We start from the raw sequence: 13,743 nt of genomic DNA, 5'->3' as shown, positions 1-13,743 counted from the left end.
AGTAAACGCACTTAAGCCCAGTACCTGCCCGCAAACCAGCGCTCTGTCTGGGGAGTACGATAAAACCACCGTTTTATGAAACCGCTTTAACGAACATCAGGAAGGACCGTAAACATCCGAAAAGCGGTTCGATAAACTCGTTTCGACAATCAGAGTTCTCCAATCAACAGTCACATACGAGTAAAGCGAACTCTAATTCGTGCTTACGTTGGTTTTCGGTTCCATTGCTCCCCAAACCCCATCTTGGCGGCGCCGTGGCCACCACCTGGTCACGCCCGATATTGCAGCATGAAAGCGCCGACTGTGTGCGCCTGGCCAGGGTTATCAATCACCTGCTGAATCGCGGCATTGACCTGTGCGTCGTCGAGAGTTTTTCCGCTCAACATGGCCAACACCTTGCGCACGTTCTGCTCTGTCATGGTCGGAGCATCTGCGGCAGTGCCAAGGTGAAATTCTCGATTGCTCATGGCTTGGAATCTCCATACGAATAACGGATAAGGCCCGCTGTAGCGGGCCTTATCGAAGGTTTACGCGGCTTGGCGGATACCAGCAGCGAAGGTCAGGAAGTCACCAGTAGAAAGCCAATTCAGATTGGCCAAATTGAACACCTGGTCTTCGGCGTGTTGCTCATCACGATCAGTTTCAAAAACGTGATCGTATTCACCATCTTCGCCCGTATCACCTTTGAAGAAATTGCAGTGGGTGCAATGGGTGTTGGTGTACACATTGATCGCGCCGGTTTCGCAAGCCTCCCAGCGCCGCGCAATCGCCGTGCGTTTGCAGGCGGGACATTCAACAGCTTCGCGGGTGTCGTCCAGCTCGCCAGGTTCTACACAAGATTCAAATACGTGAGTCATGATGTTGCTCCTTCGCATTTTCCCGGAGCGGTTGCCGCCGCTGGTTCCGGGTATCGAGGCGGTATTGCTTCGACGTGGTAAGTATCTCAAATGCAGCAGATAAAGTCAACTAAATGTAAAATATAATTTTACTTTATATTGTCTTTTATCGCACGCGAGAAATACCGCTATGTCAAAAGTCGCCCTTCACCTTTGTATCCGTTATGAAGTCCGATTTCGGTAAGCCGTGGTAAGCGCACAGCCCATCGCGAAGGGCTATTGAGCTGCTGCCATACGCCCATGGTCGAGACTTAGTGCAGCGGCCTACCCTTCGGCGTCGAACTTGGCGCGCACCTGCTCCAGCTCGGCGGTCAGTTGTTCATACATCGCGTTACTGATCAGTCCATGCATCAGCAGCGCCGCCAGATAGCCGGCCTCATGCATGGCGCTGCCGTATTGTAACGGCGAGTTATCGGCGAACCGGCGCAGTTGGCTGGTCATGTGGTCATGGCGCGCACGCGCCTTGGCAAGCGTCTCGGGGCTGTCGCGTTCAATTTGCATCATCGGCATGGCGGGGGTTCCTTTCAGTTCGATTCGTTAGGGGTTTCAAAATAGGCGCCGGGATGGCCCGCGCCCAGCTCGCCGGGCGCCCAGGAATCGGGCACCATCGTTACGAGTTAGACGCGAAACCCGTATCCTGATACCGCCAAAGGCCCAATCAAGGGCCGGTTGTGTGCAGCGTTTTCCATCATGCAAGCCCATTTTTCTTTAAAAGAGTGAGTCGGTTGTGGCTCCGCGCAAAACGCCGCGAGTTCGGCGGCACGTTCGCGGCTCGCCACCTGGTCATACCAAATGGCGCCGATGACCACCAATATTCCCACGATAAGCAACACGTCCCCGAGCTTTGACGCTTCCTGTTTCACTTTCACCGGGTTACTCCTTTTTCCCTTTGGGTTGTTCATACGGTGCGGCCATCTGCTTGACCTGCTCGGCCAGCTCAGGCGGAAGCCAGACCATCACCGGCACCAGTTCTTGCACCTGGTGTTCATCCATGATTTTGCGAACCCGTTGCACGGCGGCATAAATCAACTGACGGGACACGTCCAATTGCCGCGCCAGATCCGCAGGCCGCACGCCGTCAACCAATACCGACTTGGCCATGTCTACCGTGCTGATAGCCAAACCGCGAAAAGCCGGGGAAACCTGTTCCCATTGGGCGGCTGTGTACTTGGGCTGCACTCGCTGCATTCGTTTTCTCCAAAAGTAAGCGCCTGCTGATCGGCTAGGCGCTTTTAGCGTTTTAGTGTGGTGGTGAACCTCGGGCCTGTCGATCATCAAACAGAGCTCCTGTAGCGCTCATAGTGACGCGCTCGACAATCATCTGATGCGTGAGGGTGGCCAACCCTAGGAAAACCCAATAGCGGCCATCACAGAGCGCATATATGCGCGTCAGGTTTCCAACCTCGTATTTTTCGAGCTTGAACGAGTAAGTTTTTCCGTCAGCGGCGAAGTCCAGCACCGGCAAACGGGTTAGCGCGTAGTCGTACTGTGCCGCTTTGATTTCCTGGGGCTGCGTTCCTAACGCGGCTTCCTGGGCGATTAAAAACGCTTCTTCATCCCCCAGCACTGCGCCGGGGTGGCTGACGCGCAGCTCGGGCAGCATCAGCATTCGGCAGCGGCTGGCCCACACTTGCGGCGCAATCTCTCGGGCGTAGTCAATGATCGAGGTTTGGCCGGGTACATAGAAAACTTTGGACATGGCTGTATCTCCTACCGCACAAGAACCGGGCGCACTCGGCGCCCGGTTGGGTGATTAAGCGGCCTGCAAGGTGCGCATTTCCTGGGCCAGAACCCACAGGGCGCGATTCAGTTTCACGTCCTGGTCAATGCCGCCGACGGCACGGGTAGTCGCCCGGCGCCCTTGCTTGTTGCGGCCACGCAAGCCTCCCTTGAGTGAGTTTTCTTGAATGCGGTTGAAGGTGGTCCACAAATCGTTGTCGTAGTCTTGCACGCGGCGCGGGCTAAGCAACTGGCTGGAAGTCACCGGCGCCGGTCCTTCCTTCGGGTCGTAGCGGTAGGCCAACGCGGCCATGGCGAAGGCTTCTTGCTCATCCGGGCGCAGCTTGATTTGCTTCATGCACTCGCGTTGATCGTTCACGGTGTCGAACTGATTGAGCACTTCATAGGCTCCCTCGATTACGTCTCTGATCACGTCGCCGCGACCGCTGTGACGTACCTTCTGGTCAATCGAGCAATCGCCGATCACCAGGCCATTGGCGCAAACAAAGCGGAACATACCGGCCATCATCTGGTAGCTGCTGGTTCCGTCATGGCTGTTCAGCAAAATGATTTCGTTCGCTTCCTTGTCCATGATGGTGTTGGCATGGCGCAGGCGCAGCATGTGTTTAGTGTGCTCGCGCTTGTCGGAGTTACGAACGCGGGTTTGGCACGCCATGAACGGCTGGAAGCCTTCGGCGCGCAGTGCATCGAGCACCTTGATTGTCGGGATGTACAGGTAACGATCGGAGCGGCTTTCGTGAGCTTCCTCGGCGAAGATCGAAGGCGCAACGCTGGCAATCTGTTCGTTGCTCAAGACTGCATCGCTGCGGATCATGCAAGGGTTACGGAAGTTGCTGGATAGACGCATTTTTAAATCTCCTTCGCAGAATTCCCGGAGCGGTTGCCGCCGCTGATTCCGGGCTATCGAAGCGGTATTGCTTCGACGGAATAAGTATCTCAAATGCCGCAAACCATGTCAACTATTTGTAAAATATAATTGTACATAAAGCACTTGCCTATATGTATTTTATAAAATACAATTGACCTATGAAAACGATCAAACAAACCGCCACGTTCATGACGTGGGAACGCAAGCTAAAAGATCACCGCGCAAAGGCGATCATTGCGGCGCGGGTCTTCCGGGTAGCCAACGGCCTATTGGGTGACGTTGAGCCGGTCGGCCAAGGCGTTAGCGAGTTGCGTATTCACTACGGCCCCGGCTACCGGGTCTATTTTCAGCAACGCGGCAATGAGTTTGTGCTGTTGTTGTGCGGCGGCGATAAAAGCAGCCAGGCACGCGACATAGAAACCGCCAAGATGCTTGCCAATCAGTGGAGTGAGGACGAATGAAAGAGCCAATCTACGAATATGATCCAGCGGCTGCGCTGGCTGATCCCGAAAGCATTGCCATTTTTATGAGCGATGCTTTTGAAACCGGTGACGCTGGCTACATTGCCAAAGCGGTCGGGGTTGTTGCCCGCGCTAAAGGCATGACCCAGCTGGCCAAAGAAACCGGGTTGACCCGTAACCAGCTTTACAACACGTTCAGCGAGAAGGGAAATCCAACCCTAAAAACCATGCTGGCCGTCATGCACGCGATGGGCCTCGAACTGACAACCCGGCAACACGTACACCCTTGATTCTCGCGTGCGAGAAAAGCGGCAAATGGCTTGACGCCGCCGCTTTTCCGGGCTGCTCAGAGGCTGAGTGTTAGAGCGGTAAATAAACGCTTTTAAGCCGTCCGCGAAGCGGGCGCAGCAAAGCTCCTCGAATCTGGAACGCGCTGCCGCTGGTGGTCTGCTCGTCAGCGTCGGTTGGTCGCGGTAAGCCCGGACTATCCAGAGCCTGGCCGCGTGCAATGGGACCGTGGAATACCGAAGGCAGCTTCATCGCCTGAGGATATGCCGCGAAAGCCCATTGCAGGCAAGGACTGGCGGCGGATAGGCCATGGGGGCGATCCGCTACCAACCGATGATGATGAGCCACCTGGTGAACGTGGAAGGTCGGGCAAGTCGTCCTGCAGGACGACGCGCAGGCCGAAGGCCGGAGGCAAGCGGAGCGCGCAGCCCGGAACGGGCGAAGGCGTGAGGATTGAAGCCCGAAGGGGCAAGACCTGGAAGCTTCACCGCCAGGGCTTGATTCACGAAAGCCGACCCCGAAGGGGCACGCTCTATCAGCGTTTTTTCTTCTTCCCGGCCTTGGGTTTCATTGGCCGTTTTAGCTCCCACACAAACCCCAACATTTTGGTTTTGCCCAGCTGATAGGTGATGATTCCCTTCGTCTGGGCCAGCGCGAAAGTGATCACCTCTGTAAATTCAACACCGTCACGAGCCATCCGCTGCCCTCTGTACGGCCCATCAACAACGAGAAGCGGCAACGTTATGTCTCGCTCTGCAACATCCTGATCTGTCGTCACGGTGATTCTCCTGCAACACTAGATGTAGTGCCAAAATCAGCTGCCGGCGACACAACATCTAGTGCTTTGAACGTGCAACGCATTGCACTAGTTGAGCTTGAGTTTCGCCCAGCCGCCGTTATCCAGTCGGAAGCCAGCGCGCTTGACGTTCGTCAGCTCACTGATCAACAGCTCGCGTTGCGCCGGGGTAATTTCGCCCAGGTACTGCAGCTTTGCGATGCACCCCAGCACCTGGCCATATCCTTTCAGCGGATAGGACGGGTTTTGCACCCGTAGGTTCAGCGACTCCGCTAACAGATCCATGGCTTTGGCCAGCGGCGAATGATGTTCACGTAAGTCAACGAGGCTAACGCGATTCGTCACCAGCTCAGGGAAGTAAAGCGCCAAGCCAGGGCGATCCGAATCAATCATGCACTGCACAGCCATGATCAAGTCGGCTTTGGTCACGCCAGTGGCCAACGATATAGCACCGTGAATCTCGGCCTCTGATGCCGTTTCCGTCCAGAACAACAGATTTAGGTACTCGTTCAATTCACTGCCTTTGTAGTCGTCCATGCTGCAGATCCTCAAATGTCCATTTCGTCTGGTGTGTTCACGTGGGCCAGCGAGCGGCACAAGTCCGCTTTGCGTAAAAGCCCGGCACCGTTACCAGTCGGCCAGATCGAGGCGGCAGCTTCGTAAAGTTCTGCGGCTGAATACCACTTCCGATGATGTTCTGCCAGCCGTGCGGCTGAATGAAGTGCGACGCTGGAACGTTGGGCCTTGCTTGGGGTGAGGTCACGGAATTGCATCGGTCTATCTCCTTCGCAGTTTCCCGGGGCGGTTGCCGCCGCTGGTTCCGGGTGGGTGTGCGCCCTGGTCAAAGGGCGCGGTTTGTCATTGCACTTGGGCTTCCATCGTCAGGCCGACCGCAATCGGTCGAACCCATACCGGCATGTTGCTGAGCAAGAAGGTTTCGCCCTGCTTGGCCAGCAGTAGTGTGCGAGCCATAACACCGGCAATCGCCTCAGCCGCATAGGGTGGTACAGCGTTCCCGATTCGCTCGCGCCAAGCCTGATCACTCAACCCGTCCAGCTCTAGCTGTTCTTCAGGGTCTACCAGACTTTGCAGCGCGGCTATTTCAAGCGTGGTGAATGGGCGGTGCCAAGTACCGTCTAGGCTCTCGATGACACACGCAAGCCGGTCATTTGCGGCGGGTAGCCGTGGATCGGCAACGCTCCATCGCCCGTTGTCCTGGCGCGCACTGGCGGACACAGCACCGGCTGGGTTGTCCCAGCCGATGACGCCGTAATGGCCCCCGGTCAGGTACGCATCACCTTTCCCCCGGCGTAATCCTGGCCGTGGATCCTGTACCGCGAAAGCGCCTTGGCCAGTGGTGCTACCAGCGATCACCGTTCGCGAAGATCCGCTCCAGGGCGTAACGCTGTATTTGCCATGGCCCATGGCCGAACCGCGCGGATCGGCAACACTGAATGTCCCTTGACCTGGTGACTTCACGCCGATGATTGCGCCGCTGGTGTCTTCCCAGCGCCTGACGCCGTACTGCTGGTATTGCTGGGCACCGGCTTTGCTGCGTGGGTCTGCGACCGAAAACGCGCCGTTGGTTGGGCCGGACTGTCCGGTGACAGTGCCCATGGAATCCCCCCAGCAATTGACGCCCAAGTAACCGGAATACGCTTGGGGCACAATCATGAAGTCGCGCAGATAGCCGTCCTCGATGGCCAGGCGGTCAAGGCTGCGCCAGTCCTTACCGGCCTCGACCAGAGCGAGGCGTACCCACGTTTTCCATTGCAGCGAGGGAATGCGGTGCATCGGCCCTGCTCGCTCAATGTCGCCAGGCATCGGCATGCGGCCTAGCACAGCCCCGACCGGCTGCAGCGATTTCTTGCTGGGTTCGTAGAGGAACGGCGGCACCTTCTCCATGTGGCGAGCGACCAACAAGAAGCGTTTGCGGCTTTGCGCCAGTCCGCCCAGCTCGCCGCAGTCGTGCGTAGTTTCCGCAACGGCGTAGCCGTAGAACTGCAGGATCTGCGCAATCTGATCGAGCAAGTGACGGCCACGGCTGGCCAGCCTCGGCACGTTCTCGAAGACGATCAACGACACGGGGTTATGCCGCCAGGCTTCGCACATGAGCCACACGCAACGCAGTGTCAGTTCGTTCAACGCCTGATACTTGGGGGTCAGGCTCTTGGCTTCGGAAAGAAGCCCGCTTGCCCCTTTGCATGGGCTGCTGATGAACACGGTGTCTGGATCTTGAAAGCCAGCGGCGCGCCGAATGTCTTCCGGCAACGCCTCCCGCCATCCTGCAGGCGGCTCCTTACCGTGGAAGCGGATGTATTGCTCGCGGGTGAAAAGATCCATTTGCGTACCTGGTACACCGGCCAGCCGGTGAAAGTCGCGCAACGCGCCCGCGTCAACGTCCACGCCGCCAATACAGCGCCAATCCGCCTGCAGGTGGCCAACGATCTCTTTGTTACGGTTGAAGCCCTTGGCACCGCCACCCAACCCGCAGCAGAAGTGAAAGTGCTTGAGCACAAACCTTTTAGGCATGTTCATGTGGTGTTCCCTTCACAGAAGGCCAGGACGCCGAGGCATCCTGGCCTTGAGGGTCAGACGCGGGAGGCAGTTGCCTCGGCCATGTCGCGGAAGATCTGCGTGTGCAGCTCAAGCGGGAATTCCGCAATAACTTCGCGCTGCCCGCTTTCGCGGTGCTGACCTACGACCATGTAAAGGGTGACGGTGGCCGGATCTTGACCTGGGCGAGCCTGGTGGGTTGGCTCGACATTGAAGGCGCAGTAGCGGCGCAGTTCTGCTGCGTTGCTGAAGTACAGGATATGGGGCTCAAAGACCATGATTTGAATCTCCTCCGCATTTTCCCGGAGCGGTTGCCGCCGCTGGTTCCGGGTGTCGAAGCGGTATTGCTTCGACGGAAGAAGTATCTCAAATCCCACATGGAAAGTCAACTATTTGTAAAATTATATTGTACTTTAAGTGTTCTTTTTCGCATGCGAGAAATGCCGCCGATGTATCTCAGGTCAAGGGACGCGACCCCGGCTTGTCGTGACAGCGTTTCACCGTCGCGACAAACGGAGTCCCGTGCGAAGCGCACCCTTGAACAGCCCCGATTAAAACAAGTCTCGCCTTGGGAGTGTGGGGTAGCTTCACCACCCCGCGCTCCCGAGGTCAACGCGACCGTTGCCCGTGGTAGGGCGGAGCCCTACGACTTTGCTTTTCATGTTGTTCAATTTGCGGTGCCAAGGGGGCACCCCTTTGGTCGCCGAAGGCATTCCGATGTGATGGCCAGCGCGTGAAAAATTGCCCAGCGAGCGGGCCCGTCAGAGGCCAGAGCGAGCGGTGCAGTTATCCACGGGCCGGGAGGCTTCTTGCCCGGACGGTGGGTAACTGCAGGGTGATTTCCTGAGCCGTGCGCAGATCCAGGACGCAGGGCATTGCATCGCCCGGACGGGTCCGGGCCATCAGCATTTCATCTGTATCGTACGATATAAGTCCGTGGTAGAACTGGTGGGAAATTTACGGGGGGACGGGTAGAATGTCGGTACGGTCTTTTGCTCCTTCGCAGAAACCTAGAAACCCGCAAGCATTGCCGTGCTGCGGGTTTCGTCGTTTTAGGCTTCCGGGTCATCAGAGATCGAAGGCAAGTTTGGCAGCATCCCTTCAAAGGTTTCTTGTACTGGTGGGGCCATGCCTTCACCAGTTGGTAACTGCAAATCACCTGGTGCCATGACCGGGGCTTTCAAGAGGTTGCCGGTGCCTAGGTCGTCTTGATCTTCCGACGATACGAGCACCCTCGCATTGAAGCGTGCAAAACGAATATTGTCACGGCTATCAGCCCAAGCGATCCTGCTGTTCACCACGTAGGCCAGCGCACCGCCTCGATCACTACCCAGCCTGATTGTCTGAATCCAAGCCTGATCGATCAGTACCGACAAAGCTCGCTTTGTCGTGGCAGTAGAGGTTTGCATCAGCTTGGCCAAGGTGGCCTGGCTGGCAATGAGTGCACCGCTCTTGTCCATGTTGGCAACGAGTAAGTGCAGCAGCTGGGCAGCACGTGGAGCATGCGCTATCAGTTGCGCCCATGCTTCATGGCCAGAGCGTTCTGTCTGAACCCAAGTCCCGCGTGGTGCGGGCTGGTGTAGATTGCGGATTTCCTCAGACATTGACCCTCCTGTCAGGTAGTCCCAAAGTTTTGTTTGCTATCTCTCAAACTTGTCAGATAGCGAGCAAGAATGAGCCAAGGGTAGCTCACGCCGTGCTCTATGGATAGATCAAATTTGTTCGCTATCTGACAAGATTGTCGGATACCGCGCAAAAAATGAGCTACCCCTAGCTCATACTGTGAGCTAGGGGTAGCTCACCAATGTTTGTTATCGAGCACCGATGAGCTAGGGGTAGCTCATCCAGGGGGTAGCTCACTATGTGAGCTAGGTTAGGTCATGGACTATGACCGAGGTTGGTGCATAGTCCATGAACGAAGGTTCGCTCATATCATGAGCTATCTACTGCTCTGGAGCCCCCGTAAATCAAGGGGTTAGAACTTCCGCCTCTTATGATCTCTAACTGTCGTCCTCTGCCTTGCTGTTGCCCTTGGGGTTGATAAGGCAAAGTCGCCTGCGGCAGCGGCCACTCGTAAGCGCCTGACAGACTCCGGCTTTGCCTCCGCTAGTCAGTCACTTCCGACCGGCTCAATTAACTGACTCGTTGCATCTGGTCACGGATTTTGAGGACGGTCGTTGTTGAACAACCGGCGTGACGGGCAGTTGCTCGAATTCCCAAATTGGCAGCAAGCAGCTCACGTACACGGGCGTGCAGATCGGCATCAATTGGACGGCCTTTGTACGCACCTGAGTTTTTGGCTTTGGCGATTCCCTGGGCCTGCCGCTCACGTCGTTGTTGATAATCTTTTCGAGCAATAGCCGCCATCATTTCGATCATCATGTTATTGATCGCTCCAAGCATGCGACTGGTGAATTCATCCCCAGGGATGATGTTCAGAGCAATATGACTGGTGGGCAGGTCGAGGGCGACGATTCGGAGCCCTTTCGAGTCGATAGCTGCCTTGAGCCTCCGCCAATCTGGATCTTCCATCCGCGACAGTCGGTCGATGCTTTCAACCAGCAGCACGTCACCTTTGCGCGAATCCTTGAGCAAACGGGTAAGTTCTGGTCGGTTAGTGTCGGTGCCGCTCGCGTTTTCGGTGTAGGTACTGGCAACAACCTGGCCATGATCAGCTGCAAATTGTTCTAGCGAGGCGTTGGCTCTGTTCGCGTCCTGCTCGATGGTCGAGGCTCGCAGGTAAGAACGGATGAACATGGCGGGCTTTACTCCTTCGTATCATTTTGAGTGTTCACATTACAGCGTATCAAATTGAACGTATCAGTAATTGAAGTAAAACCCTGCCCGATATTCTGCGAGCTGTCTCAGTTCATGTATGCCCAAAAAAAACGTGGTTAATCGTCCCGAGCATCGGCGTCGGTCGTACCTACCTTGATCCGCGCATAGAAAGCCTTAACAGCGCCCAAATGTTCATGGGCGCGCTCTATGATGGTTTGCTCAAGCTTGGTCATGCCGTTAACCGTGTTCTGACTGGATATTGATTTCCCTGATTACGAGTTACGGCGTCGGTGAATACGATCAAGAGCAGGGAAAGCCTCTCTCATTTTCTGTATGTTCCGGCCTATCTCTCCGCGAGCGTCTAATGCCGCCATCAACGGAGCAAATGCCTTGTCTGCAAATTCCTTTCCTTTCAGCTTCACCAGATCCTCATGGCTGCCAGGATTTTCCGCTTCACGTTCATCCCGTGCTTTGTTGATCGCTTCGCAAGCTGTGGCATCAGCTGCTACTGCCACGTTGATCGCTGCATATCGTTCCTGCCGCTTCGCTGGAACTGGTTCAAATTCTTTAGCCAATTCAAGGTCAGCCAGCAGTGAGAGTGAGCGGTCAATGCCGCTGAGCGACTTGGCCAGGGGCTCCAGCAGTTTGGCGAATGCTTCGAGAGTCGATTTGTCGGTCATGCGTTCTGATCCTTCTTGGTGGATGATTTGTTCTGCCAATACTTCAATCGTTCGGTGTCGGCCTCTTTAACGAAACGATCGATCATTTCCTCGGGTGCGCAGATCTGCGCGTAGGTCCAGCCTTCCGGCGCTTGAAGTAGATAGGCTGAGTAGATCTTGTCGCGAATGGCCAAGGCGCGTTGTTTGGTGAGTCCGTGTGCGGTGGCCACTGCAACCAACTTTTTGCCTTCTACAAGGATTTCAAAGGCCACGTCGAGGCTGCGGCTGTGCATCTTTGAGTTACTGCGGATCCGCTCGAAATCTTCGGGCGGTATCCGTAGATCCTGGTCAGCAAGCCGCGTAGTCATTCTTCGGGCTTCCACTGGTCAGCGACTTTTTGCCGTGCCTTCTCCAGTTCTTCGGTGAGATACGTTTTTTCAGACTCCAGGGCTTTCACCTGTTCGGTCAGTACAGCGACCTGTTCTTTCAATAGGTCGATTTCTGACGTTTTGGGTTTGGCTTTGCCACCGCCGATCCTGAGCGTTTTGGTAGTTTTGAGTTGGGTGCGAACTTCGTTGCGCACGTTCAAGTCAGGATCTGCCTCGGCGCGCTGGACTACTTCGGCAGCGGCGGCAGGGTCAAGGCGTTCGAGGCGGGCAAGATCGTTAACCACGGATACATCAGCGGTTACGCCGTTTTGAACCGCTGTACGGGTTGCTCCACCGGCCTCGATTGCGTCGAGATAGGACAACCGTTCGGCCACCCAACTGACGCTTTTTTTCCACTCGTCAGCGACTGCCTGCAGGGTGCCCAATTCTTCCTTGTCGGCTTTCAGCGACAGCGCTATTTCGATTTGCATCAGCCCTTCACGTTGGACGTTCTCTGAACGTTGAATCCGTTTGGCCTGGGCGTCAGTGAGGTCACGCACGACGGCTTCAAGCAAAAGCCCTTTGAGTGCGCAAGACCGCAACCGCCGCTCGCCCGCGACCATCAGGTACTTGAAGCCACTTTCAGGGTTTGGGTGGGGCCGGAGAACGGCAGCCTCGGCCTGTCCGTTCTGTTCAATATCGTCGCCCAGCTCCATCAGTGACTCTTGCGTGAATCCTGGGTTGTTCTTGCCACGGATTTGAGGCCTGCATTCAACCTCGCCGGGGCTGACTTTGATGATGCGCTCGCCTTCCATAACCGCCGTCTTTTGCGTCTGAAAGTCAGAAAGCTTTTTGACCGAACCACCGAATGCGTTGGGTTTCTTCGTTGTCATGACATGCCCCTTATTCAGCCCAAACCTTTTCGAGAACGGCCTTACAAGCCCGTTTCATTTCCTTGCCTGCTTCGCGCTGGCTACCGTTTCGGGCCTTCCACCAGACCGGATTACCAGCGGCCAATGACTTGTTGATGCAAGGCCGATAGATGATCTGTTCTGCAAACATGGCGTCACCGTAGCTCTCGCGCAGGCTCGGGAGCGCGTCGATTTCCTCGGGGGAACGGCTGTTCACCAGGTTCGGCAAGTAGCCTAAGAAACGTAGCCCCGGGTTGTACCTGTCCTGCACCGTTTCAATGGTGTTCATCAGTTTCGGGAGTCGAGCGAGGGTAAAGGCACTGATATTGAACGGCGCTACCACCGCATGGGAGGCCGTCAGGGCCGCAATCATGCGGCGCTGTAGGTTCGGCGGGGTGTCGATCATGCAGAGATCAAAGTCGTTAGCAAATCGTTCCAGTGCAGGCCGTAGAGCGTGGATCACATCAAGATCCATATCGTCCACGTCGAGCAGGGCTACATCGGCCTCAATCAACCAGGTGTTGGGGCCAACTTGGCGTGGCTGACGCCCTTCATGCTCGCCATTAAACAACTGGCTGGACATAAGGTAAGGCGTATCATCGCCATCCTCTGTTGGGGGAAAGAACTGCGAAAGGTCGCCTTCATCGAGGTCTACGACCAGGACACGCTTACCGTCTTCCGCCGCGCACGCTGCTAGGTGAATTTCTAGTGTGGTCTTCCCTACGCCGCCTTTCTGATTGGCTACTGTTGTGATCTTCATCATGATCTCCGGCCTGTCCGATAGTGGACTGTGACTCAAGTTTGCATATGGTAAACCCTATGGTCAACCCTTTTTAGGGTTTACTTTGTGTATTTCTCGCGTCCGAGAAATACACCTCCGTGCGTCGAGTTCTCGCACGCGAGAATTCGTTGCACGGCTGCTAGACTCCGCGCCACGTCGCTCTAGGTAGCGCGGGGTCAGTTTCCTTGCGCGCTCCAGAGCTGGCCAGAGGGTTGATCAGGGCGGCTCCTGATCAACCCTCGACCTCTCCCTATCCTCTCCGCTGATTTTCAGTTCAACTCAATACAAAACCATTCATCGGATTTCACACAGTTTTTTGGGAAATCTCCTATATCCGATGTCATAGGCGCGTGGAAGGCTTTGTCAAATTGCCTTGCCAACTACACGACATGAAGCCGCCAGGTTTCAAGGAATAGATCGTGAAACGCCTTACGTCTCAATCACTTAAAACCCAACACGCACACGCAGGCTCATTCCTGGGGCTTTCGTTCGTCTCCAGGTTTCGCTGGATCAAAAAAACGCATGACGAAATGTTGATTTCATGAAACAAAAAACATATAGTGAGTCACGAAACACGGAAAACGTTAATCAAAACGCCAAAGAGGAAGAAAATGCGAGGTGGGAGCTAGAAGAAAAATGTC

At 55.7% G+C, this 13,743-nt stretch carries 20 protein-coding genes; 2 read left to right on the top strand and 18 right to left on the bottom strand.

The genetic code is table 11. The features are described 5' to 3' along the window. Positions 1-269 precede the first annotated feature (269 nt). The 7 genes from K5E40_RS27950 to K5E40_RS27920 all read right to left on the bottom strand — a co-directional run bounded on the left by K5E40_RS27950 (position 270) and on the right by K5E40_RS27920 (position 3,483). Complete coding sequence (locus tag K5E40_RS27950) at positions 270-467, bottom strand: hypothetical protein (protein ID WP_221733504.1); 198 nt, start codon at positions 465-467, stop codon at positions 270-272. Positions 468-527: 60 nt separating this feature from the next. Then, positions 528-857, bottom strand: coding sequence for a hypothetical protein (locus K5E40_RS27945; protein ID WP_221733503.1), 330 nt, complete (start codon positions 855-857; stop codon positions 528-530). Between the two features lie 303 nt (positions 858-1,160). Further along, positions 1,161-1,406, bottom strand: a complete 246-nt coding sequence (locus K5E40_RS27940) for a hypothetical protein (protein WP_221733502.1) — start codon at positions 1,404-1,406, stop codon at positions 1,161-1,163. A 107-nt stretch (positions 1,407-1,513) separates the two neighbouring features. Beyond that, entirely contained in the window at positions 1,514-1,765 is a 252-nt protein-coding gene (locus tag K5E40_RS27935) for a hypothetical protein (RefSeq protein ID WP_221733501.1), read from the bottom strand. A gap of 4 nt (positions 1,766-1,769) precedes the next feature. Then, complete coding sequence (locus K5E40_RS27930) at positions 1,770-2,084, bottom strand: transcriptional regulator KorA (protein ID WP_260456092.1); 315 nt, start codon at positions 2,082-2,084, stop codon at positions 1,770-1,772. 52 nt (positions 2,085-2,136) lie between these two features. Next, a complete protein-coding gene (locus tag K5E40_RS27925) occupies positions 2,137-2,595 on the bottom strand; it encodes a hypothetical protein (protein WP_221733500.1) in 459 nt (152 codons plus the stop codon). Positions 2,596-2,649: 54 nt separating this feature from the next. Beyond that, positions 2,650-3,483 carry a DUF932 domain-containing protein gene (locus tag K5E40_RS27920; protein ID WP_221733499.1) on the bottom strand — a complete coding sequence of 278 codons (834 nt, stop codon included), beginning with the start codon at positions 3,481-3,483 and terminating at the stop codon, positions 2,650-2,652. Between the two features lie 179 nt (positions 3,484-3,662). On the opposite strand from K5E40_RS27920, the gene K5E40_RS27915 reads away from it, so the two are divergent. Together K5E40_RS27915 and K5E40_RS27910 are read left to right on the top strand one after the other, a co-directional pair. Then, entirely contained in the window at positions 3,663-3,965 is a 303-nt protein-coding gene (locus tag K5E40_RS27915) for a type II toxin-antitoxin system RelE/ParE family toxin (RefSeq protein ID WP_221733498.1), read from the top strand. Next, positions 3,962-4,255, top strand: a complete 294-nt coding sequence (locus tag K5E40_RS27910; protein ID WP_221733497.1) for an addiction module antidote protein — start codon at positions 3,962-3,964, stop codon at positions 4,253-4,255. Before K5E40_RS27915 ends, K5E40_RS27910 begins: the two co-directional genes overlap by 4 nt. Positions 4,256-4,788: 533 nt before the next feature. On the opposite strand, the gene K5E40_RS27905 is transcribed toward K5E40_RS27910, so the two are convergent. From K5E40_RS27905 to K5E40_RS27855, 11 genes are all read right to left on the bottom strand, one after another. Beyond that, positions 4,789-5,031 carry a hypothetical protein gene (locus K5E40_RS27905; RefSeq protein WP_221733496.1) on the bottom strand — a complete coding sequence of 81 codons (243 nt, stop codon included), beginning with the start codon at positions 5,029-5,031 and terminating at the stop codon, positions 4,789-4,791. Positions 5,032-5,118: 87 nt separating this feature from the next. Then, positions 5,119-5,586 (bottom strand): hypothetical protein, encoded by a 468-nt coding sequence (locus tag K5E40_RS27900; protein WP_221733495.1) that lies wholly within the window; start codon positions 5,584-5,586, stop codon positions 5,119-5,121. Between the two features lie 11 nt (positions 5,587-5,597). Further along, positions 5,598-5,822 (bottom strand): hypothetical protein, encoded by a 225-nt coding sequence (locus tag K5E40_RS27895; RefSeq protein WP_221733494.1) that lies wholly within the window; start codon positions 5,820-5,822, stop codon positions 5,598-5,600. An 85-nt stretch (positions 5,823-5,907) separates the two neighbouring features. Then, positions 5,908-7,587: a DNA cytosine methyltransferase gene (locus tag K5E40_RS27890; RefSeq protein ID WP_221733493.1), complete on the bottom strand. Its 1,680-nt coding sequence runs from the start codon at positions 7,585-7,587 to the stop codon at positions 5,908-5,910. 53 nt (positions 7,588-7,640) lie between these two features. Continuing rightward, entirely contained in the window at positions 7,641-7,883 is a 243-nt protein-coding gene (locus K5E40_RS27885; RefSeq protein ID WP_221733492.1) for a hypothetical protein, read from the bottom strand. A gap of 774 nt (positions 7,884-8,657) precedes the next feature. Next, positions 8,658-9,209 (bottom strand): helix-turn-helix domain-containing protein, encoded by a 552-nt coding sequence (locus K5E40_RS27880; RefSeq protein ID WP_221733491.1) that lies wholly within the window; start codon positions 9,207-9,209, stop codon positions 8,658-8,660. Positions 9,210-9,738: 529 nt separating this feature from the next. Beyond that, the gene (locus K5E40_RS27875; RefSeq protein WP_221733490.1) at positions 9,739-10,362 is read right to left on the bottom strand and encodes a recombinase family protein; all 624 of its coding nucleotides are present in this window, start codon (positions 10,360-10,362) and stop codon (positions 9,739-9,741) included. Between the two features lie 293 nt (positions 10,363-10,655). Then, complete coding sequence (locus tag K5E40_RS27870; protein ID WP_221733489.1) at positions 10,656-11,063, bottom strand: hypothetical protein; 408 nt, start codon at positions 11,061-11,063, stop codon at positions 10,656-10,658. Continuing rightward, positions 11,060-11,410, bottom strand: coding sequence for a TrfB-related DNA-binding protein (locus K5E40_RS27865; RefSeq protein WP_221733488.1), 351 nt, complete (start codon positions 11,408-11,410; stop codon positions 11,060-11,062). The genes K5E40_RS27870 and K5E40_RS27865 overlap by 4 nt, the downstream gene beginning before the upstream one ends. Continuing rightward, positions 11,407-12,225 (bottom strand): ParB/RepB/Spo0J family partition protein, encoded by an 819-nt coding sequence (locus K5E40_RS27860; RefSeq protein ID WP_260456094.1) that lies wholly within the window; start codon positions 12,223-12,225, stop codon positions 11,407-11,409. Before K5E40_RS27860 ends, K5E40_RS27865 begins: the two co-directional genes overlap by 4 nt. Before the next feature lie 88 nt (positions 12,226-12,313). Continuing rightward, positions 12,314-13,081 carry a ParA family protein gene (locus K5E40_RS27855; RefSeq protein WP_221733486.1) on the bottom strand — a complete coding sequence of 256 codons (768 nt, stop codon included), beginning with the start codon at positions 13,079-13,081 and terminating at the stop codon, positions 12,314-12,316. Positions 13,082-13,743: the final 662 nt, after the last annotated feature.

Source organism: Pseudomonas baetica (assembly GCF_019733355.1).
GTDB classification, from domain to species: domain Bacteria; phylum Pseudomonadota; class Gammaproteobacteria; order Pseudomonadales; family Pseudomonadaceae; genus Aquipseudomonas; species Aquipseudomonas baetica_A.
This window is presented reverse-complemented; position numbering and strand designations above follow the sequence as displayed.

Bases quoted from the DNA above. Each gene is read 5' to 3' on its own strand.
- K5E40_RS27950 (WP_221733504.1), bottom strand. From the start codon at position 467: ATGAGCAATCGAGAATTTCACCTTGGCACTGCCGCAGATGCTCCGACC.
- K5E40_RS27945 (WP_221733503.1), bottom strand. From the start codon at position 857: ATGACTCACGTATTTGAATCTTGTGTAGAACCTGGCGAGCTGGACGAC.
- K5E40_RS27940 (WP_221733502.1), bottom strand. From the start codon at position 1,406: ATGCCGATGATGCAAATTGAACGCGACAGCCCCGAGACGCTTGCCAAG.
- K5E40_RS27930 (WP_260456092.1), bottom strand. From the start codon at position 2,084: ATGCAGCGAGTGCAGCCCAAGTACACAGCCGCCCAATGGGAACAGGTT.
- K5E40_RS27925 (WP_221733500.1), bottom strand. From the start codon at position 2,595: ATGTCCAAAGTTTTCTATGTACCCGGCCAAACCTCGATCATTGACTAC.
- K5E40_RS27920 (WP_221733499.1), bottom strand. From the start codon at position 3,483: ATGCGTCTATCCAGCAACTTCCGTAACCCTTGCATGATCCGCAGCGAT.
- K5E40_RS27915 (WP_221733498.1), top strand. From the start codon at position 3,663: ATGAAAACGATCAAACAAACCGCCACGTTCATGACGTGGGAACGCAAG.
- K5E40_RS27910 (WP_221733497.1), top strand. From the start codon at position 3,962: ATGAAAGAGCCAATCTACGAATATGATCCAGCGGCTGCGCTGGCTGAT.
- K5E40_RS27900 (WP_221733495.1), bottom strand. From the start codon at position 5,586: ATGGACGACTACAAAGGCAGTGAATTGAACGAGTACCTAAATCTGTTG.
- K5E40_RS27895 (WP_221733494.1), bottom strand. From the start codon at position 5,822: ATGCAATTCCGTGACCTCACCCCAAGCAAGGCCCAACGTTCCAGCGTC.
- K5E40_RS27890 (WP_221733493.1), bottom strand. From the start codon at position 7,587: ATGAACATGCCTAAAAGGTTTGTGCTCAAGCACTTTCACTTCTGCTGC.
- K5E40_RS27885 (WP_221733492.1), bottom strand. From the start codon at position 7,883: ATGGTCTTTGAGCCCCATATCCTGTACTTCAGCAACGCAGCAGAACTG.
- K5E40_RS27880 (WP_221733491.1), bottom strand. From the start codon at position 9,209: ATGTCTGAGGAAATCCGCAATCTACACCAGCCCGCACCACGCGGGACT.
- K5E40_RS27875 (WP_221733490.1), bottom strand. From the start codon at position 10,362: ATGTTCATCCGTTCTTACCTGCGAGCCTCGACCATCGAGCAGGACGCG.
- K5E40_RS27870 (WP_221733489.1), bottom strand. From the start codon at position 11,063: ATGACCGACAAATCGACTCTCGAAGCATTCGCCAAACTGCTGGAGCCC.
- K5E40_RS27865 (WP_221733488.1), bottom strand. From the start codon at position 11,410: ATGACTACGCGGCTTGCTGACCAGGATCTACGGATACCGCCCGAAGAT.
- K5E40_RS27860 (WP_260456094.1), bottom strand. From the start codon at position 12,225: ATGGAAGGCGAGCGCATCATCAAAGTCAGCCCCGGCGAGGTTGAATGC.
- K5E40_RS27855 (WP_221733486.1), bottom strand. From the start codon at position 13,081: ATGAAGATCACAACAGTAGCCAATCAGAAAGGCGGCGTAGGGAAGACC.